This is a genomic window from Leptothrix mechoopdaensis (SeqCode), from assembly GCF_053893855.1.
The window spans coordinates 3,648,439-3,670,038 of record NZ_CM132699.1 but is presented as its reverse complement, the minus strand read 5'-3'; the positions used below and the strand labels follow the sequence as shown (position 1 = coordinate 3,670,038).

The 21,600-nt window shown below is 70.3% G+C and carries 18 protein-coding genes and 1 tRNA gene; 10 read left to right on the top strand and 9 right to left on the bottom strand.

What is annotated here, in order from left to right:
* The first annotated feature begins 60 nt into the window (after positions 1-60).
* Genes ACWA7K_RS15830 through ACWA7K_RS15815 form a run of 4 tightly spaced genes read left to right on the top strand, consistent with a single transcriptional unit; the run spans position 61 to position 6,719 of the window.
* On the top strand, positions 61-1,614 hold the full coding sequence (locus tag ACWA7K_RS15830; RefSeq protein WP_456162360.1) for an XrtA system polysaccharide chain length determinant: 1,554 nt from the start codon (positions 61-63) through the stop codon (positions 1,612-1,614).
* A 24-nt stretch (positions 1,615-1,638) separates the two neighbouring features.
* Positions 1,639-2,559, top strand: a complete 921-nt coding sequence (locus ACWA7K_RS15825) for an XrtA-associated tyrosine autokinase (RefSeq protein ID WP_456162359.1) — start codon at positions 1,639-1,641, stop codon at positions 2,557-2,559.
* Positions 2,537-4,183: a TIGR03016 family PEP-CTERM system-associated outer membrane protein gene (locus ACWA7K_RS15820; RefSeq protein WP_456162358.1), complete on the top strand. Its 1,647-nt coding sequence runs from the start codon at positions 2,537-2,539 to the stop codon at positions 4,181-4,183. Before ACWA7K_RS15825 ends, ACWA7K_RS15820 begins: the two co-directional genes overlap by 23 nt.
* 10 nt (positions 4,184-4,193) lie before the next feature.
* Positions 4,194-6,719, top strand: a complete 2,526-nt coding sequence (locus tag ACWA7K_RS15815) for an XrtA/PEP-CTERM system-associated ATPase (RefSeq protein ID WP_456162357.1) — start codon at positions 4,194-4,196, stop codon at positions 6,717-6,719.
* A 34-nt stretch (positions 6,720-6,753) separates the two neighbouring features.
* Here the strand turns inward: ACWA7K_RS15815 and ftsY are convergent, their stop codons facing one another.
* Positions 6,754-7,779, bottom strand: coding sequence for a signal recognition particle-docking protein FtsY (gene ftsY / locus ACWA7K_RS15810; RefSeq protein ID WP_456162356.1), 1,026 nt, complete (start codon positions 7,777-7,779; stop codon positions 6,754-6,756).
* A gap of 116 nt (positions 7,780-7,895) precedes the next feature.
* Between ftsY and rsmD the strand changes: the two genes are divergently transcribed.
* The 3 genes from rsmD (at position 7,896) to ACWA7K_RS15795 (ending at position 9,377) form a co-directional block, all read left to right on the top strand.
* The gene (gene rsmD / locus ACWA7K_RS15805) at positions 7,896-8,501 is read left to right on the top strand and encodes a 16S rRNA (guanine(966)-N(2))-methyltransferase RsmD (protein ID WP_456162355.1); all 606 of its coding nucleotides are present in this window, start codon (positions 7,896-7,898) and stop codon (positions 8,499-8,501) included.
* 71 nt (positions 8,502-8,572) lie between these two features.
* Positions 8,573-9,085, top strand: a complete 513-nt coding sequence (gene coaD / locus ACWA7K_RS15800; RefSeq protein WP_456162354.1) for a pantetheine-phosphate adenylyltransferase — start codon at positions 8,573-8,575, stop codon at positions 9,083-9,085.
* Between the two features lie 13 nt (positions 9,086-9,098).
* Positions 9,099-9,377: a YfhL family 4Fe-4S dicluster ferredoxin gene (locus ACWA7K_RS15795; protein WP_456162353.1), complete on the top strand. Its 279-nt coding sequence runs from the start codon at positions 9,099-9,101 to the stop codon at positions 9,375-9,377.
* Here ACWA7K_RS15795 and pth read toward each other — a convergent pair.
* The 7 genes from pth to ACWA7K_RS15760 form a co-directional block, all read right to left on the bottom strand.
* On the bottom strand, positions 9,356-10,000 hold the full coding sequence (gene pth / locus ACWA7K_RS15790; protein ID WP_456162352.1) for an aminoacyl-tRNA hydrolase: 645 nt from the start codon (positions 9,998-10,000) through the stop codon (positions 9,356-9,358). The two genes, ACWA7K_RS15795 and pth, sit on opposite strands and share 22 nt — an antisense overlap.
* Positions 10,001-10,078: 78 nt before the next feature.
* Positions 10,079-10,702: a 50S ribosomal protein L25/general stress protein Ctc gene (locus ACWA7K_RS15785; RefSeq protein WP_456162351.1), complete on the bottom strand. Its 624-nt coding sequence runs from the start codon at positions 10,700-10,702 to the stop codon at positions 10,079-10,081.
* 103 nt (positions 10,703-10,805) lie between these two features.
* A complete protein-coding gene (locus ACWA7K_RS15780) occupies positions 10,806-11,768 on the bottom strand; it encodes a ribose-phosphate pyrophosphokinase (protein WP_456162350.1) in 963 nt (320 codons plus the stop codon).
* Between the two features lie 93 nt (positions 11,769-11,861).
* Positions 11,862-11,938 (bottom strand) — tRNA-Gln (locus tag ACWA7K_RS15775).
* 58 nt (positions 11,939-11,996) lie between these two features.
* On the bottom strand, positions 11,997-12,884 hold the full coding sequence (ispE, locus tag ACWA7K_RS15770) for a 4-(cytidine 5'-diphospho)-2-C-methyl-D-erythritol kinase (RefSeq protein ID WP_456168836.1): 888 nt from the start codon (positions 12,882-12,884) through the stop codon (positions 11,997-11,999).
* Positions 12,885-12,889: 5 nt separating this feature from the next.
* Positions 12,890-13,420 (bottom strand): lipoprotein insertase outer membrane protein LolB, encoded by a 531-nt coding sequence (locus tag ACWA7K_RS15765; protein ID WP_456162349.1) that lies wholly within the window; start codon positions 13,418-13,420, stop codon positions 12,890-12,892.
* Positions 13,421-13,428: 8 nt separating this feature from the next.
* Positions 13,429-15,285 carry a tetratricopeptide repeat protein gene (locus ACWA7K_RS15760; RefSeq protein WP_456162348.1) on the bottom strand — a complete coding sequence of 619 codons (1,857 nt, stop codon included), beginning with the start codon at positions 15,283-15,285 and terminating at the stop codon, positions 13,429-13,431.
* A 132-nt stretch (positions 15,286-15,417) separates the two neighbouring features.
* Between ACWA7K_RS15760 and mutM the strand changes: the two genes are divergently transcribed.
* From mutM to mutY, 3 genes are all read left to right on the top strand, one after another.
* On the top strand, positions 15,418-16,257 hold the full coding sequence (mutM, locus tag ACWA7K_RS15755) for a bifunctional DNA-formamidopyrimidine glycosylase/DNA-(apurinic or apyrimidinic site) lyase (RefSeq protein WP_456162347.1): 840 nt from the start codon (positions 15,418-15,420) through the stop codon (positions 16,255-16,257).
* A gap of 144 nt (positions 16,258-16,401) precedes the next feature.
* Complete coding sequence (locus ACWA7K_RS15750; protein WP_456162346.1) at positions 16,402-18,477, top strand: dynamin family protein; 2,076 nt, start codon at positions 16,402-16,404, stop codon at positions 18,475-18,477.
* Positions 18,474-19,577 (top strand): A/G-specific adenine glycosylase, encoded by a 1,104-nt coding sequence (gene mutY / locus ACWA7K_RS15745; protein WP_456162345.1) that lies wholly within the window; start codon positions 18,474-18,476, stop codon positions 19,575-19,577. Before ACWA7K_RS15750 ends, mutY begins: the two co-directional genes overlap by 4 nt.
* Positions 19,578-19,828: 251 nt before the next feature.
* Here the strand turns inward: mutY and ACWA7K_RS15740 are convergent, their stop codons facing one another.
* Positions 19,829-21,025 carry an IS256 family transposase gene (locus ACWA7K_RS15740; protein WP_456162344.1) on the bottom strand — a complete coding sequence of 399 codons (1,197 nt, stop codon included), beginning with the start codon at positions 21,023-21,025 and terminating at the stop codon, positions 19,829-19,831.
* Positions 21,026-21,600: the final 575 nt, after the last annotated feature.

Here is a 21,600-nt window from a genome sequence, read left to right as displayed (position 1 = left end):
GGAACGCGGCCCTGTCTGCAGCATCCTGCCCAACGGCCAAGAGCTCGCATGAATTCAGGAATGAACGAGATTTACAGACAGGCTGCGCAGATCGCGCGCGGTGTCTGGCGCTACCGCTGGCTGGCCGTGACCGTCACCTGGGCCTTCGCCCTGGTCGGCGCGGCGATCGTCTGGCTGGTGCCCGAGCGTTTCGCGGCGACCGCGCGCGTCTACGTCGACACCCAGACCGTGCTCAAGCCGCTGATGGCGGGGCTGGCGTTCCAGCCCGACATCGACCAGCAGGTCCGCATGCTGGGCCGCACGCTGATCTCGCGGCCGAACGTCGAACTGCTGGTCAAGAACCCGGCGATCGGGCTGTCGACCGGCAAGCAGGAAGAGGACGAGGCGACGATCGAGCTGCTGATGAAATCGATCAAGGTCGAGAACACCGGCGGGCCGAACCTGTATTCGCTGAGCTACCGCGACCCGGACAGTGCCCGCGCGCTGCGCCTGGTCGAGGCCCTCGTGAGCATGTTCATGTCCTCGGGCACCGAGGGCAAGCGCAAGGACTCCGAGGAGGCCAGCCGCTTCATCGACGAGCAGATCAAGGACTACGAGACCAAGCTGGTCGAGGCCGAGAACCGGCTCAAGGACTTCAAGCTGCGCAACCTGACGGTCGCCTCGACGACCAACCAGGACTATTTCGCGCGCATGGGCGCCATCACCGACGAGATCAACCGGCTGCGCTCGCAGCTCGGCGCGGCCGAGCAGTCGCGTGACGCGATCAAGCGGGAACTGGCCGCCGAGCTGCCGCAGCTGCCGGTCGACGCGGCTTCGGCGCCGTCGTCGCTGACGCCCGACCTGGACGCGCGCCTGGATGTCCAGCGCCGCCAGCTCGATGACCTGCTGCGCCGCTACACCGACGCCCACCCGGACGTGATCACCGTGCGCCGCACCATCTCGCAGCTGGAGGAGCAGCGCCGCGTCGAGCACGACGCCAAGGCGCGGATCGAGAGCAACCGTCCGAAGGCGGTGGGCGCGGCAACCAACCCCGTCTACCAGCGCCTGCGCATCAGCCTGACGGAGGCCGAGGCCAACGTCGCGTCGCTGCGCGCCCAGCTCGGCACGCAGAACAGCCGGCTGGAGGAGATCCGCGCCCAGGCCGGCCGCATGCCGCAGGCCGAGGCCGAGCTGGCCCAGCTCAACCGCGACTACGACATCATCCGCAAGAACTACGAGCAGCTGGTGTCGCGCCGCGAGGCCGCCTCGCTGGGCGTCAAGATCGACCAGACCGGCTCGATCGCCGACTTCCGCCTGATCGAGCCGCCGCGCGTCATGCCGCAGCCGGTCTTCCCCAGCCGCATCCAGCTGGCGATGGCGATGATGCTGCTGTCGCTGCTGGCCGGCATCGGCACGGCCTGGGCGATGACCATCATCAAGCCGACCTTCTCGAACGAACGCGAGCTGCGCGAGTTCACCAAGCGCCCCGTGCTGGGCGGCCTGACCCGGATCATCGAAGGTCCGGCCCTCGCGCTGGCCCGCCAGGAGCGCCTGCGGGTCGCCGGCGTGGCGGGTCTCTTCCTGCTAGGCCACATCGGCTGGATCACCTTCGTGGCGATCCATTCCGGCACCTGAACACGACGCCCAAGGACGCACACGATGAGCCTCATCGAACAAGCCAACAAGCGGCTTGAAGAACTCAAGCGCGCGGGCATCCAGGTGCCCGACATGCCCCTGCCGCCGGCTGCGGCGCCCCGTCCGGCCGCCGTGCCGCTGCGACCCGACCAGCACGCCGCCGTGGCCGCCGCCGTGGCGATGCCGGCACCGGCCGCGCCGGCCGAACCGGTGCGGCGCTCGCGCGAGGTCACGATCGACGTGGCCCGGCTGGAGCGCGAGGGTTACCTCGTGCCGTCGCAGGTGCGCTCGCAGCTTGCCGAGCAGATGCGCATCGTCAAGCGCCCGCTGCTGGCCAATGCGCGCGGCGACGGTGGCCAGAAGATCGCCCGGCCCAACCTGATCCAGGTTGCCAGCGCCATGCCCGAGGAAGGCAAGACCTTCTTCGCGATCAACCTGGCGATGAGCATCGCGATGGAGGTCGACCACCACGTGCTGCTGGTCGACGCCGACGTGCTGCGCCCGTCCGTGCTGGGTCGCCTGGGCGTCGAGCCTGCGCGGGGCCTGCTCGACGTGCTGCAGAACAAGGACCTGTCGCTGTCGGACGTGCTGCTGCGCACCAACATCGACAAGCTCAGCCTGCTGCCGGCCGGCGCCGCCAACAAGAACTCGACCGAGCTGCTGGCGAGCACCGCGATGGACGAGCTGCTCGACGAGCTGGCGTCCAAGTACTCGGACCGCATCGTCGTGTTCGATGCGCCGCCGCTGATCCCCACGACCGAATCGCGTGTGCTGGCCACCCACATGGGCCAGGTCGTGATGGTGGTCGAAGCCGAGAAGACCACCCATGCGCAGGTGACGCAGGCCTACGCCGCCGTGGCCGAATGCCCCGTCGTGCTGTCCGTGCTCAACAAATGCCACAGCAAGGGGAACGGCAATGGCTATGGCTACTACTACGCGAGCTGAGGCCCGTCGCCGCAGCGGGCTGGTCACCGGCCTGCTGCTGCTGGGCTGCGTCCTGGCACCGGCGCAGGCCCAGGTGACGGGCCAGCAGCAGAACCGCACCCCCGCGCCCGGCACCCTCGGCCGCGACGGCCTGCCGTTCGATCCGGCACTGGCGGTCGACGCGCCGACGCCCGCGGGCGTGTCGCAGTCCGTGAAGGTGCGGCCGTCGGTGCAGCTGCGCAGCACCACGACCAACAACATCTCGCTGAGCACCGGTTCGGCCGCCCGCGCCGACACGGTCGTGGTGGCGACGCCCCGGCTGGACGTGCGGATCAACCGCCCCGGCCTGAAGGTCGACGCCGCGCTGGCCTCCGACCTGGTGACCTACGTCGGCCGCAGCCGCGCCGACCGGATCCTGCCCAACGCCCGTGCCGACACCACCGTGCAGCTGGCCGAGCGCCTGCTGTTCCTCGACGCGACGCTGAGCGCCGACAGCAGCACGCCGACGCCTTTCGGCCTGCTCGACGTGCCGTCGCAGACCGTCTACACGCGTGGCACGACGACGCGCGAGCGCATCAGCCCGTACGTCACCCGCGAGCTCGGCACCGACGGCCGCATCGAGCTGCGCACCGACCACAGCTGGGTCCAGAACCCGGCCAGCGCCGGACAGCTGGGCAATGCAACGCTGTCGCAGCAGACCGGCCTCTACGAGCTGCGCCCGCAGCCGCTGGGCCTGCGCGTGGACGGCCAGCGCCAGGCCTCGTCCTTCAGCGGCTCGGCCGTGTCGGACGTGACCTTCGAGACCGCGCGCGGTTCGCTGCTCTACGCGGCCGTGCCGCAGCAGCTGCTGCTGATCGTCAGCGGCGGCCGGGACCACGGCAAGTTCGGCAGCAACGACCTGACCGAGACCCTGCGTGGCGGGGGCTTCATCTGGACCCCCAGCGAGCGCACGCGGCTGGATGCGCTGGCCGAGAAGCGCTTCTTCGGCACCGGCTGGAACGTCAACTTCACGCACCGCTCGCCGTTCATGGCGGTCAACGGCAGCCTGCGCCAGGGCGCCACGACCTACGCGGCCCAGGTGGCGGCCCTGCCGGCCGGCGCCGACCTGGTCGCGCTGCTCGACTCGATGCTCGCCACGCGCATCCCGAACCCGGCCGATCGCGCCGCAGCGGTCGAGCAGCTGATCGCGCAGCGCAACCTGCCGACCACGCTGGGCAGTCCGCTCAACCTGTACTCGACCACCGCGCAGCTGCAGAAGGGCGGCGACCTGTCGGTGGCCCTGCTCGGCGTGCGCCACACCGTCACGCTGCGCATGTTCTACAGCCGCATCGAGGACCTGCTCGGCAAGGACCTGCCGCCGCTGGTGTCCAGCAACGCCCGGCAGATGGGCAGCACTCTGGGCCTGAGCCGCCGGCTGAGGCCGGAGACCACCGCCGACTTCTCGCTCGGCCGCACCCTGACCGTCGGGCTCGGCACCAACGCCGGTACCCAGACCGAGACGAACAACGTGCGCCTGGGCCTGAGCGAGTCGTTCTCGCCGCGCACGACCGGGTCGATCTCGCTGAACCGCCTCTGGGTCAACTCGACCCTGCTCGCCGACGCCAACCAGACGTCGATCTCCTTCGGTCTGCTCCACCGCTTCTGACGGAACCTCGATGTACGAGTCCCATTTCGGCTTCCACGGCCAGCCCTTCCAGCTCAACCCCGACCCGGCGTTCTACTTCAACAGCCGGGGTCACGGACGGGCGCTGGCCTACCTGCAATACGGCGTCACGCAGTCCGAGGGCTTCATCGTCATCACCGGCGAGATCGGTGCGGGCAAGACGACGCTGCTGCGCATGCTGCTCGAAGGGCTGGACCGCCAGAAGGTGCTGCCCGCGCAGATCGTCAGCACGCAGCTGGAATCGGGCGAGCTGCTGCAGGCCATCATCACGGCCTTCGGCATCCCCTCCAGCGGCAACTCCAAGCCGCACCTGATCGCCACGCTGGAAGCCTTCCTGACGGCACTGGCCGCGCAGGGCCGCCACGCGCTGCTGATCGTCGACGAGGCCCAGAACCTGGACCCGCGGGCGGTCGAGGAACTGCGCATGCTGTCGAACTTCCAGCTCGGCAACAAGGCGCTGCTGCAGAGCTTCCTGGTCGGCCAGCCGGAGCTGCGCCGCATCCTCGAATCGCCGTCGATGGAGCAGCTGCGCCAGCGCGTGACCGCGTCCTACCACCTCGGCCCGCTGGGCTTCGAGGAGACCCAGGGCTACGTCGAGCACCGCCTGAAGCACGTCGGCTGGACCGACCGGCCGACCTTCGCGCTGGACGCCTTCGACAGCCTCTACCGCTGGACCGGCGGCGTGCCGCGTCGCCTGAACCGGCTGTGCAACCGCGTGCTGCTGGCCGCCTTCCTGGACGGCCGCAACCACGTCGACGGCGCGCTGGTCGAGCGCACAGCCGAGGAGCTGCGCCAGGAGATCGGCGAGAACGACTTCACCCCGGTGATCGTGCCGGCGCGCAGCCTGTCCGCGCTGGTGGCCGCCGAGGCGGCGCAGGATGCCGCCGCCGCTGCCGCAACGGCGGGGTCGCCGGCCGTGTCGCCGGCTGCCCTTGCCGCGCCGACGTTCGACGAGGCGATGGCATCGGTCGCCGACGAACTCGACCCGCTCGCCAACCTGACCGCCACGCTGCCCGAGCCGCCGAGCGAAGAACTGCTCGACGACGTCGACGCGCTGCTGGCCGCATCGGCCCGGCACCTGGAGGCGATCGAGGCGCAGGTGCGCGACGACGCCGAGCTGGACATGCACGCGATCTCCGCGCGCGTGCTGTCGCCGACGCCGGCCGAGGCGCCGCTGAAGGTCGCGCCGGTCGAACGCACCGACCGCATGGGCGCGCGTCGCCGTGCCGAGGTCCTGCTGTGTCTGGCCGACACCGAGAGCGCCGCCTTGAAGCTGGCCGCGCTGGCCAAGGGCATGGCCGCACAGGCCGACGCGCCGCGCCTGGTGCTGGTCAACCCCGGCACCCGCGCGACGGTCTGGCCTTGGGAACAGATGGAACGCCTGCTGCCGGCGCCCGAGGCGGCGCTGCACCTGGGTCTGCCGGCCGATGCCAGCTTCGAACGCCTGCTGGTGCCGGCCTTCGAGCGCATGGGCCGCGTGATCGATGAACTGCGTCCGACCGCCGTGCTGCTGCTCGGTTCGACCGAGGCGCTGCAGGCGCTGGCGCTGTGCGCGCAGCGTCGTGGCCTGCCGCTGGTCCGGCTGGAGGCCGGCCAGGATGCGCCGGCCCGCAACAGCCTGATCGAGCCGCTGTCGGACCTGCTGCTGGCGCCGGCCCGTCCGGCGCCGCTGCGTGCGCTGCGCCGCCTGGGCGTGGACGCCGAGCGCGTCGTCAGCATCCCCGGCCAGCTGCGCGTGGATGCGCTGTCGGCGGTCTGGTCCGAGGTCAGCAGCCTGCGCGGCGCGCTGATGCGCCTGGGCCTGCCGTTCGACCTCGACCCGAGCTGGGCAACCCAGTTCGGCACCGAGACGTCCTACGGCCTGGCCACGCACCACTTCGACGTTCACGACAGCCATGCCGTCGTCGCGTCGGTGACCCGGCTGCTGTCGCTGCCGCAGACCGACAAGATCGTCTGGCTGATGGACCGTGCCGGCATCCAGGCCCTGCGCATGCGGCTGGCCGAACACGCCGACCTGGCCACGCGCGTCGTGCTGGTCGAAGGTGACGGCCCGCGCGGCGACGACGAGCGCGAGCGCATCGCGCAGGCCCGCGTGCTGTGCCGCGAGGTCGAGTCGCTGCCCGACCAGCTGAGCATGCTGCGCGGCGCGCGCTGGGCCGTGGTCGACCCCGGTCAGGTGATGGCCGATGCGGCCGAGCTGCTCGGCGTGCCGGCGCTGGCCTGGGTGGGCGATGCCCATGTCGAGCTGCCGCTGCTGCGCGAATCCGGCCCGGCGCCGGAACGCCTGGGCGCCGACCAGCGCGACGCGCTGTCGGCCTGGCTGGCGGCACAACCCGCGCCGACCGAACGCGAGCTGTCGCGCGAGCTGCCGGCCGGCGAGGGCGGTGCGGTCGAGGCGGTGCTGGCGCGGGTGCGCGCCTGGCGGGCCCGCCAGCTGGCGGAGGTCCAGGCGGCGGCTTCGCTGCGCGAGACCGTGGCGGCTGCGGCTGCTGCGGCCGCCGCCGAAGCCGAAGCCTGAACTCGGGGCCTCAGGTCGAGGCCCGAGCCCCGGTTCAGTTCAGCAGTGCCTGCGCGAACTCGCGCGCATCGAAGGGCTGCAGGTCGGCCAGGCCTTCGCCGACGCCGATGAAGTAGACCGGCACCACGCCCTTGCCCTGTGCGGCACGTTCACGGCCCCACAGCGCGATGGCGGCCAGCACGCCGCCCTTGGCGGTGCCGTCGAGCTTGGTCACGACCAGGCCGGTCAGGCCCAGCATCGCGTCGAAGGCCTTGACCTGTGCCAGCGCGTTCTGGCCGGTGTTGCCGTCGACCACCAGCACGACCTCGTGCGGCGCGCCTTCCATCGCCCGGCCGAGCGTGCGGTGGACCTTGCGCAGTTCCTCCATCAGGTGCGTCTGCGTCGCCAGCCGGCCGGCGGTGTCGGCGATCACCACGTCGCAGCCACGCGCCTGCCCGGCCTTGACGGCATCGAAGCAGACGGCGGCCGGATCGCCGCCTTCCTGGCTGACGATCTCGACCTGGTTGCGGTCGGCCCAGACCGACAGCTGCTCGCGCGCGGCGGCGCGGAAGGTGTCGGCGGCGGCCAGCAGCACCTTGCACTGGGCCTCGGCCAGATGCCGGGTCAGCTTGCCGATGGTGGTCGTCTTGCCGGCGCCGTTGACGCCCGCGACCATCATCACGGTGGGCGTGTGGGCGTCGACCTGCAAGGCGGCTTCGAGCGGCTGCAGCAGCTCGGTCAGCACCTCGACCAGCAGCGCCTTGACGGCCTGCGGATCGGTCGCCTTGGTTTCCTTGACGCGCCGCTTCAGCTCGGTCAGCAGGTGCTGGGTGGCGCCGACACCGGCGTCGGCCATCAGCAGCGCGGCTTCGAGGTCCTCGTAGAGCGCCTCGTCGATCTGGGTGCCGGTGAAGACCTGGGCAATCGACGAGCCGGTGCGGCGCAGGCCGGCCTTCAGGCGGTCCAGCCAGCCGGCTGTCGCGGCCGGTGTCTGGGGCGTGGAAGTCGCGGCCGGGCTGGTGGCCGGGGCGGGGGCCGGCGTGTTCGCCGGGGTCGCCTTGCGGCGCAGGAAACTGAACATGGTCGGGCGCGGGACCGCGACGTATCCGTCGTGGTGCGGGAGGGGCCCGCCGGTCCGGTCACGTGGTTGGATGGGAAGGGGAAATTGTAGGCAGGGCGGCTTCCTACAATCTGTCGATGACCACGTCCCCCCGTTCCAGCACACGTCCCGCATCGCGCCCCGCCGGCGAGGTTCGCCTGATCGGCGGCCAGTGGAAGCGCAGCAAGCTGCTGGTGCCCGACCGGCCGGGCCTGCGTCCGACGCCGGATCGCGTGCGCGAGACGCTCTACAACTGGCTGGGCCAGGACCTGTCGGGCTGGCAGGTCGTCGATGCCTACGCGGGCAGCGGCGCGCTGGGCTTCGAGGCGGCGTCGCGCGGCGCGTCACGGGTCGTGCTGGTCGAGCAGGATGTCGCGCTGATCCACACGCTCGCCGCCGCCGCGCAGCGCCTGGGCGCGCTCGACCGGGTGCAGGTCCAGCGCGCCGATGCCCAGGCCTGGCTGCGCGGCCAGCCCGAGCGGTCCTGGGACCTCGTGCTGCTCGATCCGCCGTTCGGCCTCGGCCTGGACGGCCCGGCGCTGCAGGCCGCGCGCCGCATCGTCCGCGACGACGGCTGGATCTACCTGGAATCGGGCCAGCCGCTGGACGAGGCGACGGCCACCGCGCTCGGCCTGAGGCTGCACCGCAACGGTCGCGCCGGGCTGGTCCACTTCCACCTGCTGACGCCCTTGCTGGCGGCCTGAGCCCCGAGGGGGCGCCGGTAAACTGCAACCCCCCGTAACCCGAGCGGCGCCATGCGCGCGAGGAGCCTGTCTTGACCCCGGTGACCCACCAACTCACGGCCATCTACCCGGGCACCTTCGACCCGATGACGCTGGGACACCAGGACCTGATGCGGCGCGCCAGCCGGCTGTTCAGCCGCCTGATCGTCGCGGTCGCGGCGGGGCATCACAAGCGCACGATGTTCAGCGTCGAGGAACGGCTGGAGATCGCGCAGGAGCTGGCCGCGCAGCATCCGAACGTCGAGGTGGTGGCCTTCCGCGGCCTGCTGCGCGACTTCGTCGTCGCGCATGGCGGCAAGGTCGTGGTGCGCGGGCTGCGGGCGGTCAGCGACTTCGAATACGAGTTCCAGATGGCCGGCATGAACCGCCAGCTGATGCCCGAGGTCGAGACGCTGTTCCTGACGCCCAGCGACCAGTACCAGTTCATCAGCGGCACCTTCGTGCGCGAGATTGCCGTGCTCGGCGGTGATGTCTCCAAGTTCGTGGCACCTTCGGTGCTCGAACGCCTGAAGCGCCGCGTCGCGGCCCGCCAGGCCGAAGGTTGAGGACGATCCCCCCATGGCCCTGATGATCACGGCGGAGTGCATCAACTGCGATGTCTGCGAGCCCGAGTGCCCGAACCAGGCGATCTCGATGGGCGCGGACTACTACGTCATCGACCCGGCCCGCTGCACCGAATGTGTCGGCCATTTCGGCGAGCCGCAATGTGTGCAGGTCTGCCCGGTCGAATGCATCCCGGTGAACCCCGAACACGTCGAGACGCCGGCCCAGCTGCAGCACAAGTACGAGGTGCTGCAGGCCGAGGCGCTGGCGGCTCAGGTGACGTCGGGCGGCTGATCCGGCTGATTCGACGATTCCGTCTTCACGGGCTTGGGCGGCTTGGGCCGGGGCGGCTGCGCATGCAGCTTCTGCTGGGCGGCGACCAGCTCGCCACGCTGCATCAGCTCGACATGGTCGAGCGACTTGGCGATGCAGCCCTCGATCGCCTCGCGTTCGGCCGCCGGCGGCTTGCGCAGCACGAAGGCGGCCACCTCCGAGCGCACGCCCGGGTGCCCGATGCCCAGGCGCAGCCGCCAGGTGTCGGGTGAGCCGAGCTGGGCCTGGATGTCCTTCAGCCCGTTGTGACCGGCAGCGCCCCCGCCCTGCTTGAGCTTCATCTGGCCGGGCAGCAGGTCGAGTTCGTCGTGCACGACCAGGATCTCGGCCGGCTCGACCTTGAAGAACCGCGCCAGCGCCGCCACCGACTTGCCCGAGAGGTTCATGTAGGTCATCGGCTGCAGCAGCCAGACCGCCTGGCCGCCGACCGTCGTGCGCGCGACCAGCCCGTGGTAGGCGCGGTCCGGCTGCAGGTGGCAGTTCCAGCGCCGGGCCAGCGCGTCGATCCACCAGAAGCCGGCGTTGTGCCGCGTGGCCTCGTATTCAGGGCCGGGATTGCCCAGGCCGACGAAGAGTCGAATCATGGCGATGGCTCCGGAAAGACAAAACCCCGCCGCAGCGGGGTTTGATCGGCTGGCCGCACGGGGCGGCCGGTCGACAGCTTACTTCTTGCCCTTGGCGGCCTTGCCCTTGGCGGGCGCGGGCGCGGCGGCGACGACGATCTCTTCCTCGACGATCGGCACCACCGTCGCGACGACCGGGTTCTTCTTGCCGTGGGTGATGATCTTGACGCCGGCGTCGAGCTTGATGTCATCGACGTGCAGCGACTGGCCCTTGGCCAGGCCGCCCAGGTCGACGGTCAGGAACTCGGGCAGCTTCTCGGCCAGGCACTCGATCTCGACCGATGCGATCACGTGGGTGATCAGGCACTTGTCGAACTTGACGGCCTGCGACTCGGCTTCGTTGATGAAGTGCAGCGGCACCTTCTTGTGGATGCGGGTGGTGGCGTCCACGCGCTGGAAGTCCACGTGCAGGACCAGCGGCTTGAAGGCGTGCATCTGCACGTCACGCAGCACGACCTTCTCGGTCTTGCCGGCCAGGTCCATCTCCAGCACGGAGGAATGGAAGGCTTCCTTCTTCAGCGCATGGAACAGCGCGTTGTGGTCCAGCTCGATCTGGGCAGGCTGGCCGGCACCGTAGACGATGCCCGGAACCTTGCCCGAGACGCGCAGGCGGCGGCTCGCTCCGGTCCCCTGCAGTTCACGCGCGTAAGCGACGAATTTCATGGTTTTCTCCAGACTTGGAAGGGTGCCCGCGACCAGGCGCCCGAGGTTGGCGGAAGTCCGCCGGAACAGGTCGCGTCCGGGATGGACGCGGCCTCGAGATCGATCAGAAGTTGTTGTTCTGCTCGGAGAACAGCGAGGTCACCGATTCGCCGTCCGAGATGCGCCGGATGGTCTCGGCGAACAGGAAGGCGACCGACAGCTGGCGCACCTTCGGGATGGCCTTGGCGTCGCCGTGCAGCGGGATGGTGTTGGTGATCACGACCTCGTCGAGGTGCGAGTTGCCGATGCGCTCCAGCGCCGGGCCCGAGAAGACCGGGTGCGTGCAGTAGGCGAACACGCTCTTGGCGCCACGTTCCTTGAGCACCTCGGCGGCCTTCACGAGGGTGCCGGCGGTGTCGATCATGTCGTCCATGATCACGCAGTTGCGCTTGTCGATCTCGCCGATGACGTGCATCACCTCCGACACGTTCGCCTTCGGGCGACGCTTGTCGATGATGGCCAGGTCGCAACCCAGCTGCTTGGCCAGCGCACGGGCGCGAACCACGCCGCCGACGTCGGGCGACACCACCACGAGGTCCTCGTAGCGCTTGCCCTGCAGGTCCGACAGCAGCACCGGCGAGGCGTAGATGTTGTCGACCGGGATGTCGAAGAAGCCCTGGATCTGGTCGGCGTGCAGGTCCATCGTCAGGACCCGGTTGACGCCGGCGGCCTCCAGCATGTTGGCGACGACCTTGGCGCTGATCGGCACGCGGGTCGAGCGCGGGCGGCGGTCCTGGCGGGCGTAGCCGAAGTAGGGGATCACCGCGGTGATGCGCCGGGCCGAGGCACGCTTGAGCGCGTCGACCATCAGCAGCAGCTCCATCAGGTTCTCGTTGGTCGGCGCGCAGGTGGGCTGGACCACGAAGACGTCGCGGGCGCGCACGTTCTGCTGGATCTCGATGGTGACTTCGCCATCGGAGAAGCGGCCGACCGAGGCCTTGCCGAGCTCGATGCGCAGATCGTCTGCGATCTCCTGCGCGAGCGTCGGATTGGCGTTGCCGGTGAAGAGGACGGTGTCGGCGAGCATGCGCGTGATCCCGGTGCGGGCGAGGCCGCGTGATGTGGCGACATCAAGAAACAGGCGCCTCGCCGGAGACCGACGGGCGCCTGATGGATGGTTTGGCAGGGGAGGAAGGACTCGAACCCTCGCATGTCGGAATCAAAATCCGATGCCTTGACCAACTTGGCGACTCCCCTACACAGGACCGCTCTGACGAGCAGACCTTGAACCGTAACCTTGCAACCAACCAGCGCCTCAGTCGTCCAGCCAGCCGCTGAGCGGATGACTCGGCAGACTGCGACACCACCGTGCGATCCAGTCATCGGGCAGGGTCGCCAGAACCTGCCGCCAACCTGTCGGTTCGCCGATGGCGCCGGGGCCTTGCCCCGCGCACTCTGTTCGTTGACCTGCAAACACCGCGCTGCCTGATCCGCTCATGCGGCTTGTGCCCACATGGCGCTCCAGCAACCTGACCGCTTTGCCGACCTGTTCGCTGTATGCCTCGGCACACGGCTGCAGGTCATTTCTGCCAAACGTCAGGGTGTCTGCAAGAAAGTCCGCCACTATAGCGGGCGGTGTGGAGCGTGACAAGAGGGGGCTGCCAAAAATCGCGGCCGTGGGGATCGAGACCGCGGGCTTGACGATGCCGAACCGGTGCTCGGGCAGGTCGATCGGCGTGAGCTGTTCGCCGATGCCTTCGACCCAGGCGTTGTGTCCGCCGATGAAGAACGGCACGTCCGCGCCCAGCGTCAGGCCCAGCTCGGCCAGCCGGGCGCGCGGCCAGCCCAGGCCCCAGAGCCGGTTCAGGCCGATCAGCACGGTGGCCGCGTCCGAGCTGCCGCCGCCCAGCCCGGCGCCCCAGGGCACCTGCTTGTCGATGCGGATCTCCACGCCGAGCCGCGTCCCCGACGCCGCCTGCAGCGCCCGTGCGGCGCGCGTGCAGAGGTCGTCTGGCGGCAGTTCCGGGCCCAGGTCGATGCGGGCGATCGAGCCGTCGTCGCGGCGCAGCAGGTGCAGCGTGTCGCACCAGTCGATCAGGCAGAAGGCCGACTGCAGCAGGTGATAGCCGTCAGCCCGGCGACCGGTGACGTGCAGGAACAGGTTGAGCTTGGCCGGGGCGGGCAGGTCGAACAGCGCGTCGATCATGGTCAGTGGCCGTCCAGCTTGGCGCGCACCGTCACCCGTGGTGCCGGTTGTTCGCGCACCGCCACCAGCAGTCCGTCGGCGATGCGGTCGGTGCGCACGTTCCAGCCGAGTTGCTCGAAGCGGTCGGCGCCGATGTCCTGATGCGGACGCGACGACCAGGGCCGGCCTTCCAGCCAGTCGAACAGCGCGGCGATCGGCAGGCTCTGGCCGGTCAGGTCGGCGGCCATCGCCTCCAGGCTCGGATAGCGGCGCGATTCGTCCGGCGTGCGCAGCCGCACCGCCTGTGCCGGAGACCACTCGGCCACGCCGATCTGCGCGCCGAGCGGGTTGGCCAGCGCGATCCAGCCGGCTTCGGGGCGGCCGTGCAGCTCGAAGCTGGCGCTGAAGGAACGCGACGCGTCGCCGTCGACCTGGACCGCGAGCCGGCCGGTGTGGCTGGCACCTTCCGGGCGCACGGCGGGGGCCAGGTTCTGGCAGCCGGCGATCCAGGCGCAGGTCGCCGTCAGCAGGGCCAGGACGGCCCTGCGCGTCAAGCCGGAGGTCACAGGCGGACCTTGAGCCGCGTCAGCGTCTCGGCCAGCACGTCGTTGGCAGCGTCGCGCTGCTGGCCGGCACGCCAGATCTGCATCGCCTCGTCGTGGCGGCCGAGCGACCACAGCACCTCGCCCAGGTGGGCGCCGATCTCGACGTCCGGCCGCTGCTTGTAGGCCTCCTGCAGGATGCGTGCAGCCTCTTCGCGGCGGCCCAGGCGGAACTCGACCCAGCCCAGGCTGTCGCCGATGAACGGATCGCCGGGTGCCAGCTCCAGCGCCTTGCGGATCAGCGTGCGAGCCTCCTCGAGGCGCACGCCGCGATCGGCCAGGCTGTAGCCGAGCGCGTTGTAGGCGTGCTGCTGGTCGGGCTTGATCTGGATGACCCGGCGCAGCAGCTTCTCCATCTCGTCGTGGCGGCGCAGCTTCTCGGCCAGCAGGGCCTGTTCGTAGAGCAGGTCCGGATCGTCGGGCTGGGCCTGGTTGGCGCGCGTCAGCAGGTCGTAGGCGGCCTGCCACTGGCGCGCGTCGCGCAGCAGCTGCGTCTCGCTCATGACCTTGGCACGGCGGTCGTCGGCGTTGCGCTCGGGCAGGCCGCGGATCAGCGCGCGCCCCTCGTCGAGCTTGCCGGTGCGCGCCAGCAGCGAGGCGCGCCGCAGCGTCACGGCCGACGCGTCGTCGTTGCCGCTCAGGCGTTCGAGCCAGCGCTGCGCGCCCTCGAAGTCCTTCAGCTGCTCGCTGACCTGCGACAGCATCAGGATGGCCTGGTTGCGCTCCTGGTCGGCTGCGGCAGCGTGGGCCGCATCGGCCTCGTCGTTGCTGGCGTCGTCGTCGCCTTCATCGTTGCCATCGCCCTTGTCGGCCGGACGGGCCGTTTCCTTCAGGTCCAGGAAACGCACCAGCGAGGTCCGCGCCGCCTCCGGCTCGGACAGCTCGATCTGCAGTGCGCCCCGCATCAGCCAGGCCGGTGCGTGGTCGGGCTGGTAGGTGACGAGGTCGGTGGTGACGGCCAGCGCCTCGCGGTAGCGCTGCGCGGCCGTCAGGCGACGGGCGTAGATCAGCCGGATCGGCGCGCTGGCCTTCGGCGCGCGGTTGTAGGTCTCGGCCAGCGCTTCGGCGCGCGGGTCCTTGCCGAACAGTTCCAGGCCGATCAGCGCAGCGCCGTCGCTGCCCGGGTCGAGCTGCTGGACCTGTTGCGCCAGCTCCAGCGGGCGGCGCGTCTCGCCGGCCGCCAGCCAGCCGCGTGCCGATGCCAGCAGCGCGGCGGCGCGCGTAGCGCTCTGTTCCTTCCAGGGCTCGACCGCCTTGTCGAGCACCGCCGCCCCCGCCGCTGCCTGTTCGCCGCGCAGCACCAGACCGGACAGCGCCTCGATCACGCCGGGGCGGTCGGCCACCGGGGCCAGCTCGATCGTCGCGCGCATCGGCTCCAGCGCTTCCTGCTGCTGGCCCAGCGCCATCAGCACCTGGGCCTGCATCGCGGCGGCGTTGTGGGACTTCGGCAGCGACTGGCGCCAGGCCTTCAGGCCGGCCAGCGCCTGCTCGGCCGCGCGGCCCTCGATCGCGATGTCGACGCTGCGCTTGAACAGGGCCTCGTCGCGGGTCCGGCGGGCCGCGTCCAGCAGCACCTGATAGGCCACGCCGGACTCGCCGTTGCGCAGCTCCAGCTCGGCGATCAGCAGCTGGTAGAAGGTCTGCGCATCGAGCGACGAGTTGCCGTCGGTGCGCGGCGAGGTCTTCTTCGCGGCGGTCTTGCCGGCCTGGGCGAGCGGCGTCTGACCGGCCAGCGCATCGGCCCCGATCAGCGCCAGCGACGCGGCCATCGCCAGCGCCGTCCAGCGCTGCCGCAGGGGCGACCGCGACGGCCTCATCGCAAGGGTCCGGGCACCGTTCGGTGCGGTGGTGGCGGGGCGGAACAGGATGCGCATCGATCGGACTCCAGGCATCGATTCATTCTAGGCGGGGGCCTCCGGCGGGCCGGGTCGCGATTCGATAATCCCGTCATGCCCGAACTGCCCGAAGTCGAAGTCACCCGCCTGAGCCTGGTCGATCGGCTCGACCAGGCCACGATCGTCTCGATGCGGCTGGGCAAGCCGCTGCGCTGGCCGCTGGGCCGCGATCCGGCCGGCTTCGGCGGTCTGCGCATCGGCCGGCTGGTGCGGCGCGGCAAGTACCTGTGGATGCCGCTGGCCGCACCGACGGCCGACGCCACGCCGCCTGGCGGGCTGCTGTGGCACCTGGGCATGTCCGGCGCGCTGCGTTTCGAGGCCAGCCTGCCGCCGCCCGGTCCACACGACCATGTCGAGCTGCAGACCGACCGTGGCGTGCTGCGCCTGACCGACCCGCGACGCTTCGGCGCGGTGGTCTGGTCGGCCGCCCCGGACCTGCCGCCGGCCCGCGCCCTGCTGGAGAAGCTCGGCGTCGAGCCGCTCGAAGCCGGCTTCAGCGCCTCGGTGCTGCACGAGGGCCTGCGCGGCCGCCGGGTCGCGATCAAGCAGGCGCTGCTGGCCGGCGACGTGGTCGTCGGCGTCGGCAACATCTACTGCTCCGAGGCCCTGTTCGGCGCCGGCATCGACCCGCGCACGCCGGCTTCACGCGTGGGTCCGCGGCGCTGCGAACGGCTGGTCGACGCGATCCGCCAGGTGCTGCGCCAGGCCGTCGCGACCGGCGGCTCGACGCTGCGCGACTTCCACGACGCCCACGGCATGGGCGGCGCCTTCCAGGACCACGCCCGCGTCTACGACCGCGCGGGGCTGCCCTGCCTGCGCTGCGCCACGCCGATCCGCCGCATCGTCCAGGGCCAGCGCGCGACCTACTTCTGCCCCGTCTGCCAGAAGCGTTGAACGCCGGTCGGAGGCCGTGTCCACCCCGGGTTCGCGGGGATGCTGCCGGTTCCTGCCGAGATGTGCGCCCAGGTCAACCCAGGCGAGAAGAACCGTGGATTAAGATGGTTCGAGGCTGACCTTCCTCCCCGGCCTGGCATGCCCATGATCGACATCCCCATCGACACCCCGAACGAGCCCTTTGTCCGCAGTCTGGACGCCATGGGCCAGTGGCGGGCAGACCTTGAAGAGCGCGTGCGCGAGCTGGTGCGTTTCCTGCGTGAGCACGGCCTGCTCGACGAGGCGGCGCACGACCTGCTCGACTCGCTGCGCCAGCGGCTGGCCGGCGAGAAGCTGGTGGTGGCCTTCGTGGCCGAGTTCTCGCGCGGCAAGTCCGAGCTGATCAACGCGATCTTCTTCGCCGACGCCGGCCGCCGGATCATGCCGGCCACGCCGGGCCGCACCACGATGTGCCCGGTCGAGCTGCGCTGGGAGCCGGAAGACCCGCCGGGCCTGTCGCTGCTGCCGATCGAGACGCGGCTGGACGGCGCCTCGCTGTCCGAGCTGCGCAGCCAGCCGCGCGCCTGGGAGCAGCGCATCATCGACGTGAAGGATCCGGAGTCCTTCGCCGATGCGCTCAAGGCCGTCATGGGCACCCGCAGCGCCAGCATCGACGAGGCCCGTGCGCTGGGCTTCTGGAGCGATGACCTGCCCGAGGACAACCCGCCGATGACCGATGACGGTCAGGTCGAGATCCCGCTGTGGCGCCATGCCCTGATCAACGTGCCGCACCCGCTGCTCAAGCGCGGTCTGGTCGTCATCGACACGCCCGGCCTGAACGCCATCGGCGCCGAACCCGAGCTGACCGTCGGCCTGCTGCCGAGCGCGCACGTGGTCGTGTTCGTGCTGGGTGCCGATACCGGCGTGACCCGTTCCGACCTGGCGATCTGGCGTGACCACCTGTCCTCGCAGGCGCTGACCCGCTACGTCGTGCTCAACAAGATCGACGCGCTGCACGACCCGCTGTCCAGCGTCGAGCAGAACGAGGCCCAGATTGCCGCCCAGTGCGCTTCGGTCGCCCGCACGCTGGAGATGCCGAGCGCGCGTGTCTTCCCGCTGTCGGCCCGCCAGGCGCTGGAGGCGCGGGTCGAGGGCAATGCGCGCCTGCTGGTCGACAGCCGCCTGCTGGCGCTCGAACAGGCACTGGCGCAGCAGCTGTTGCCGCAGCGCCGGGCGGTGTTCGAGCAGCTGACGCTCGAAGCGCTGTCGGTGGTCCAGCAGAGCACCAGCCGCAACCTGACGGACCTGCGCCGCCACCTCGCCGAACAGATCTCCGAGCTGCGCGGGCTGCGCGGCAAGAACAGCAGCAAGATCGCGCTGATGCTCCACCGCGTCTCGGCCGAGACGGCCGAGTTCGAGAGCTGCACGACCCAGCTGCAGGCCATGCGCGCGGTCCACACGCGCATGCTCAAGGACCTGCTGGTGGCGCTGTCGGGCGAGCCGCTGCGGGTCCATGTCGACACGATGATCCGCTCGATCCGCGACTCGCTGCTCAAGCTCGGCGCCAAGCGCTCGTTCACGCAGCTGTTCGCCGAACTGCGCCGCGTGCTCGACGAGACCCACCAGCGCGAGCACGACATCCGCGACATGCTGTCGGCCTCGTTCACGCGCCTGAACACCGAGTTCGGCTTCAGCCTCGTGCTGGGCCAGACCACCGACCTGACCCGTTTCCGCGACGACCTCGCGCTGATCGAGCGCAACTACATCCAGTACCTCGGCCTGACCCAGGCGATGCGGCTGGCGCAGCCGCGTTTCCTCGAACAGTTCCGGCGCATGCTGATGTCGCGCCTGCGCGTGGTGTTCGAGAGCGCGGCCAGCGAGATCGAGCTGTGGAACCGCACGGCTTCGGCCCAGGTCGACGGCCAGCTGCGCGAACGCCGCCGCGCTTTCAAGCGCCGGCGCGAATCGCTCGAACGCATCCAGCAGGCCTCCGCCGAGCTGGAGGTCCGCCTGTCCGAGCTGGAACAGCAGGACGAGCGACTGGCGCGCATCGAGTCGCGCCTGAACGCGCTGTTCGACGGCGCGCGCACGGCGGCCACGCGCCGCGACATCGCCTCCGGCGAGGTGCCGCCCGCGCCGCTGCGGGTCGCGCCCGAGAGCGTGCCCACGCTGGGCATCGACCAGGCCTTCGCAGGCTCGGCCGTGCAGGCCGCGCCGGCGGTCCAGGCCCGCCCGGCTTGAGCCCGCGCAGCCCGGCTCCGGCCGCGCCCCGCGACCCCGCGCTGCCCCGCATCGCCGACGATCTGGTGCGCTGGCAGCGCGCGCAGGGTCGTCATGGCCTGCCGTGGCAGCACACCCGCGACCCCTACCGCGTCTGGCTGTCCGAGGTCATGCTGCAGCAGACCCAGGTCACGACCGTGCTCGGCTACTACGCGCGTTTCCTCGAACGCTGGCCCGACGTCGCCGCGCTGGCCGCCGCGCCGCTCGACGACGTGCTCGGCCAGTGGAGCGGACTGGGCTACTACAGCCGCGCCCGCAACCTGCACCGCTGCGCCCAGGCCGTCGTGGCCGATCACGGCGGGCGTTTCCCCGACAACGCCGCGCAGCTCGCAACCCTGCCGGGCATCGGCCCGTCGACCGCAGCCGCCATCGCCAGCTTCTGCTTCGACGAGCGCGTCGCGATCCTCGACGGCAACGTCAAGCGCGTGCTGGCGCGCGTGCTCGCCTTCGACGGCGACATCGGCCAGCCCGGACCGACCCGCACGCTCTGGCGCATCGCCGAGCAGCTCCTGCCCGAGGCGCCGTCCGACATGCCGGCCTGGACCCAGGGCGTCATGGACCTCGGCGCCACCGTCTGCACCCCGCGCAAGCCGCAATGCCTGGTCTGCCCGCTGACGGCGTCGTGCGCCGCCCGCGCGGCCGGTCGGCAGGCCGATTTCCCGGTCAAGGAAAAGCGCCTGAAGCGCAGCCGCCGCGAGAGCTGGTGCCTGTGGCTGCAGGCCGGCAGCGGCGACGCCGCGCAGGTCTGGCTGCAGCAGCGCCCGCACAGCGGCATCTGGGCGGGCCTGTGGACCTGGCCGCTGTTCGACGACGCACCGGCGCGCGAAGCGGCCCTCGACACGCTGCTCGCGAAGCCCGGGTCCGGCGCGACGGCGCAGTCCCTGCCGTCCTTCAAGCACGTGCTGACCCACCTCGACTGGACCCTGCACCCGCTGCGCCTGACCCTGCCCACCCCGTTCGACCCGAGCGCCGCGCTGGGCCCGGGCCGCTGGTTCAGCCGCACCGAACTCGCCACCCTCGGCCTCCCCGCCCCGATCGCGAAGGCGCTGCTAGGGGCTTGAAGAACCGCGCTGACGCTCGCGCCGCTCTTCCAACTCTCCCCCTGCCAAGGGGGAGTACCCCGGGCACCGGGGGGAGGGGGTCAGCGATGTTCGCAACCCGCCAGCGTTGGCCTGCGCTTCAACCCCCTCCCGCCGTTGGCGTACTCCCCCTTGGCAGGGGGAGAGTTGGCTGCGGACTGCCACTTTGATGGGTGATGTCCCAGCGCGTGGTGTAAGTCCACAGCCCGGACAGGCTGGGATGCGCGGGTTACTCAGCGTGCCACTGCAGACAGCCGAGTCGGGACAGTATCACTGAGGGCCTGCAGGCCTTCGAGCTGCATGTAGCGCCGGGTCAGGCTCCACTCGTCGTTCTGCTCGAGCATCATGGCCCCGACCAGTCGAGTGATGGCGTTGTCATTGGGGAAGATGCCCACGACGTTGGTCCTGCGCTTGATCTCCGCGTTGAGCCTCTCCAGCGGGTTGGTGCTGTAGATCTGTGGCCAATGCGCCCTGGGGAAACCCATGAAGGCCAGCACGTCGTTCTCGGCCTCGTCCATCATGGCGCTGAGCTTGGGCAGCTTCTCGCGGAACTGGTCGGCCACGCTGCGCCATTGCATCCTTGCCGCCTCGGCCGTCTCCTGCACGAACACCGTGCCGATGGCCGCGCTCACCATACGCCGCTGCGTCTTGTTGGCATAGGCCAGGACGTTGCGCATGAAGTGCACGCGGCATCGCTGCCAAGTGGCCTTGAGCGTCTTTGCCGCGGCCGCCTTGATGCCTTCGTGGCTGTCGCTGATGACGAGCTTGACGCCCCGCAGTCCGCGTCGGTTCAGGCTGCGCAAGAACTCGGTCCAGAACGGCTCTGCCTCGCTGGCCCCGACCTTGATGCCCAGCACCTCACGCTGCCCCTCGGTGTTCACGCCCACAGCCACTATCACCGCGACACTCACGATGCGGCCCGCCTCGCGCGTCTTCACGTAGGTGGCGTCGATCCAGAGGTACGGCCAGTCGCCTTCGATCTGCCGGTTCAAGAACGCGCCGACACGCTCGTCGAGTTCGGCGCAAAGGCGCGACACCTGGCTCTTGGACACGCCGCTCATGCCCATGGCCTTGACCAGGTCGTCCACCGAGCGCGTGGAGATGCCCTTGATGTAAGCCTCCTGGATCACCGCCGTGAGCGCCTTCTCGGCGGTTCTGCGCGGCTCCAGGAACTCGGGGAAGTAGCTGCCTTGGCGCAGCTTGGGGATCTTGAGTTCGACACTGCCGGCACGCGTCTCCCAGGTGCGATCCCGGAAGCCGTTGCGGCTGTTCAAACGCTCAGCGCTCTTCTCGTCGTAGCCGGCGCCGCAGCGCCCCTCGACGTCGATCTCCATGAGCCTCTGGGCCATGAACTGCACCATCTGGCGCAGCACATCAACGTCGGCTCCCTTCTCGGCCAGTTCGGCCAATGCCATAGTGGAGGTGGTCATCGTGATTTCCTTTGGACAAGGGTTGGTGGGTCGCACCTCAACCTTATCCGGGACCACGATGGCCACCCTCTACGGGCCGCCTCGCCTAAAAACTTACACCACCTCGCGGGGCATCACCCGACATGTTGTGTTGGATCGGCAGACGTACCGGGCGATGTGCCGGGTGCGTTCAATGACGTTGTGGGCCGGTGGCCCATCGGCACCAGCCCGTCGGACACGTCCCGTGTCCGACCTACCGAAGGTGCGCCGCCCGGTGGCGGCTTTTCATGGCGCATCACACGTGGATCGAACGTCTTTGGAACGTCGGACACCTCCGGTGTCCGACGGGCTCGTGCCGGTCGACATGTTGGGTTGGATCGGCAGACGTACCGGGCGATGTGCCGGGTGCGTTCAATGACGTTGGGGGCCGGTGGCCCATCGGCACCAGCCCGTCGGACACGTCCCGTGTCCGACCTACCGAAGGTGCGCCGGCCGGTGGCGGCGTTTCGTCGCGCATCCATCGTGGATCGAATGCATCGGTAGGTCGGACACCTCCGGTGTCCGACGGGCTGGCGAACGGAGCTCCAAGACAGCCA

Bases quoted from the DNA above. Each gene is read 5' to 3' on its own strand.
- ACWA7K_RS15820 (WP_456162358.1), top strand. From the start codon at position 2,537: ATGGCTACTACTACGCGAGCTGAGGCCCGTCGCCGCAGCGGGCTGGTC.
- rsmD (WP_456162355.1), top strand. From the start codon at position 7,896: ATGACCACGTCCCCCCGTTCCAGCACACGTCCCGCATCGCGCCCCGCC.
- pth (WP_456162352.1), bottom strand. From the start codon at position 10,000: ATGATTCGACTCTTCGTCGGCCTGGGCAATCCCGGCCCTGAATACGAG.
- ACWA7K_RS15795 (WP_456162353.1), top strand. From the start codon at position 9,099: ATGGCCCTGATGATCACGGCGGAGTGCATCAACTGCGATGTCTGCGAG.
- ftsY (WP_456162356.1), bottom strand. From the start codon at position 7,779: ATGTTCAGTTTCCTGCGCCGCAAGGCGACCCCGGCGAACACGCCGGCC.
- ACWA7K_RS15825 (WP_456162359.1), top strand. From the start codon at position 1,639: ATGAGCCTCATCGAACAAGCCAACAAGCGGCTTGAAGAACTCAAGCGC.
- ACWA7K_RS15740 (WP_456162344.1), bottom strand. From the start codon at position 21,025: ATGACCACCTCCACTATGGCATTGGCCGAACTGGCCGAGAAGGGAGCC.
- ACWA7K_RS15780 (WP_456162350.1), bottom strand. From the start codon at position 11,768: ATGCTCGCCGACACCGTCCTCTTCACCGGCAACGCCAATCCGACGCTC.
- mutM (WP_456162347.1), top strand. From the start codon at position 15,418: ATGCCCGAACTGCCCGAAGTCGAAGTCACCCGCCTGAGCCTGGTCGAT.
- ACWA7K_RS15750 (WP_456162346.1), top strand. From the start codon at position 16,402: ATGATCGACATCCCCATCGACACCCCGAACGAGCCCTTTGTCCGCAGT.
- ACWA7K_RS15760 (WP_456162348.1), bottom strand. From the start codon at position 15,285: ATGAGGCCGTCGCGGTCGCCCCTGCGGCAGCGCTGGACGGCGCTGGCG.
- ACWA7K_RS15785 (WP_456162351.1), bottom strand. From the start codon at position 10,702: ATGAAATTCGTCGCTTACGCGCGTGAACTGCAGGGGACCGGAGCGAGC.
- ACWA7K_RS15815 (WP_456162357.1), top strand. From the start codon at position 4,194: ATGTACGAGTCCCATTTCGGCTTCCACGGCCAGCCCTTCCAGCTCAAC.
- ACWA7K_RS15830 (WP_456162360.1), top strand. From the start codon at position 61: ATGAACGAGATTTACAGACAGGCTGCGCAGATCGCGCGCGGTGTCTGG.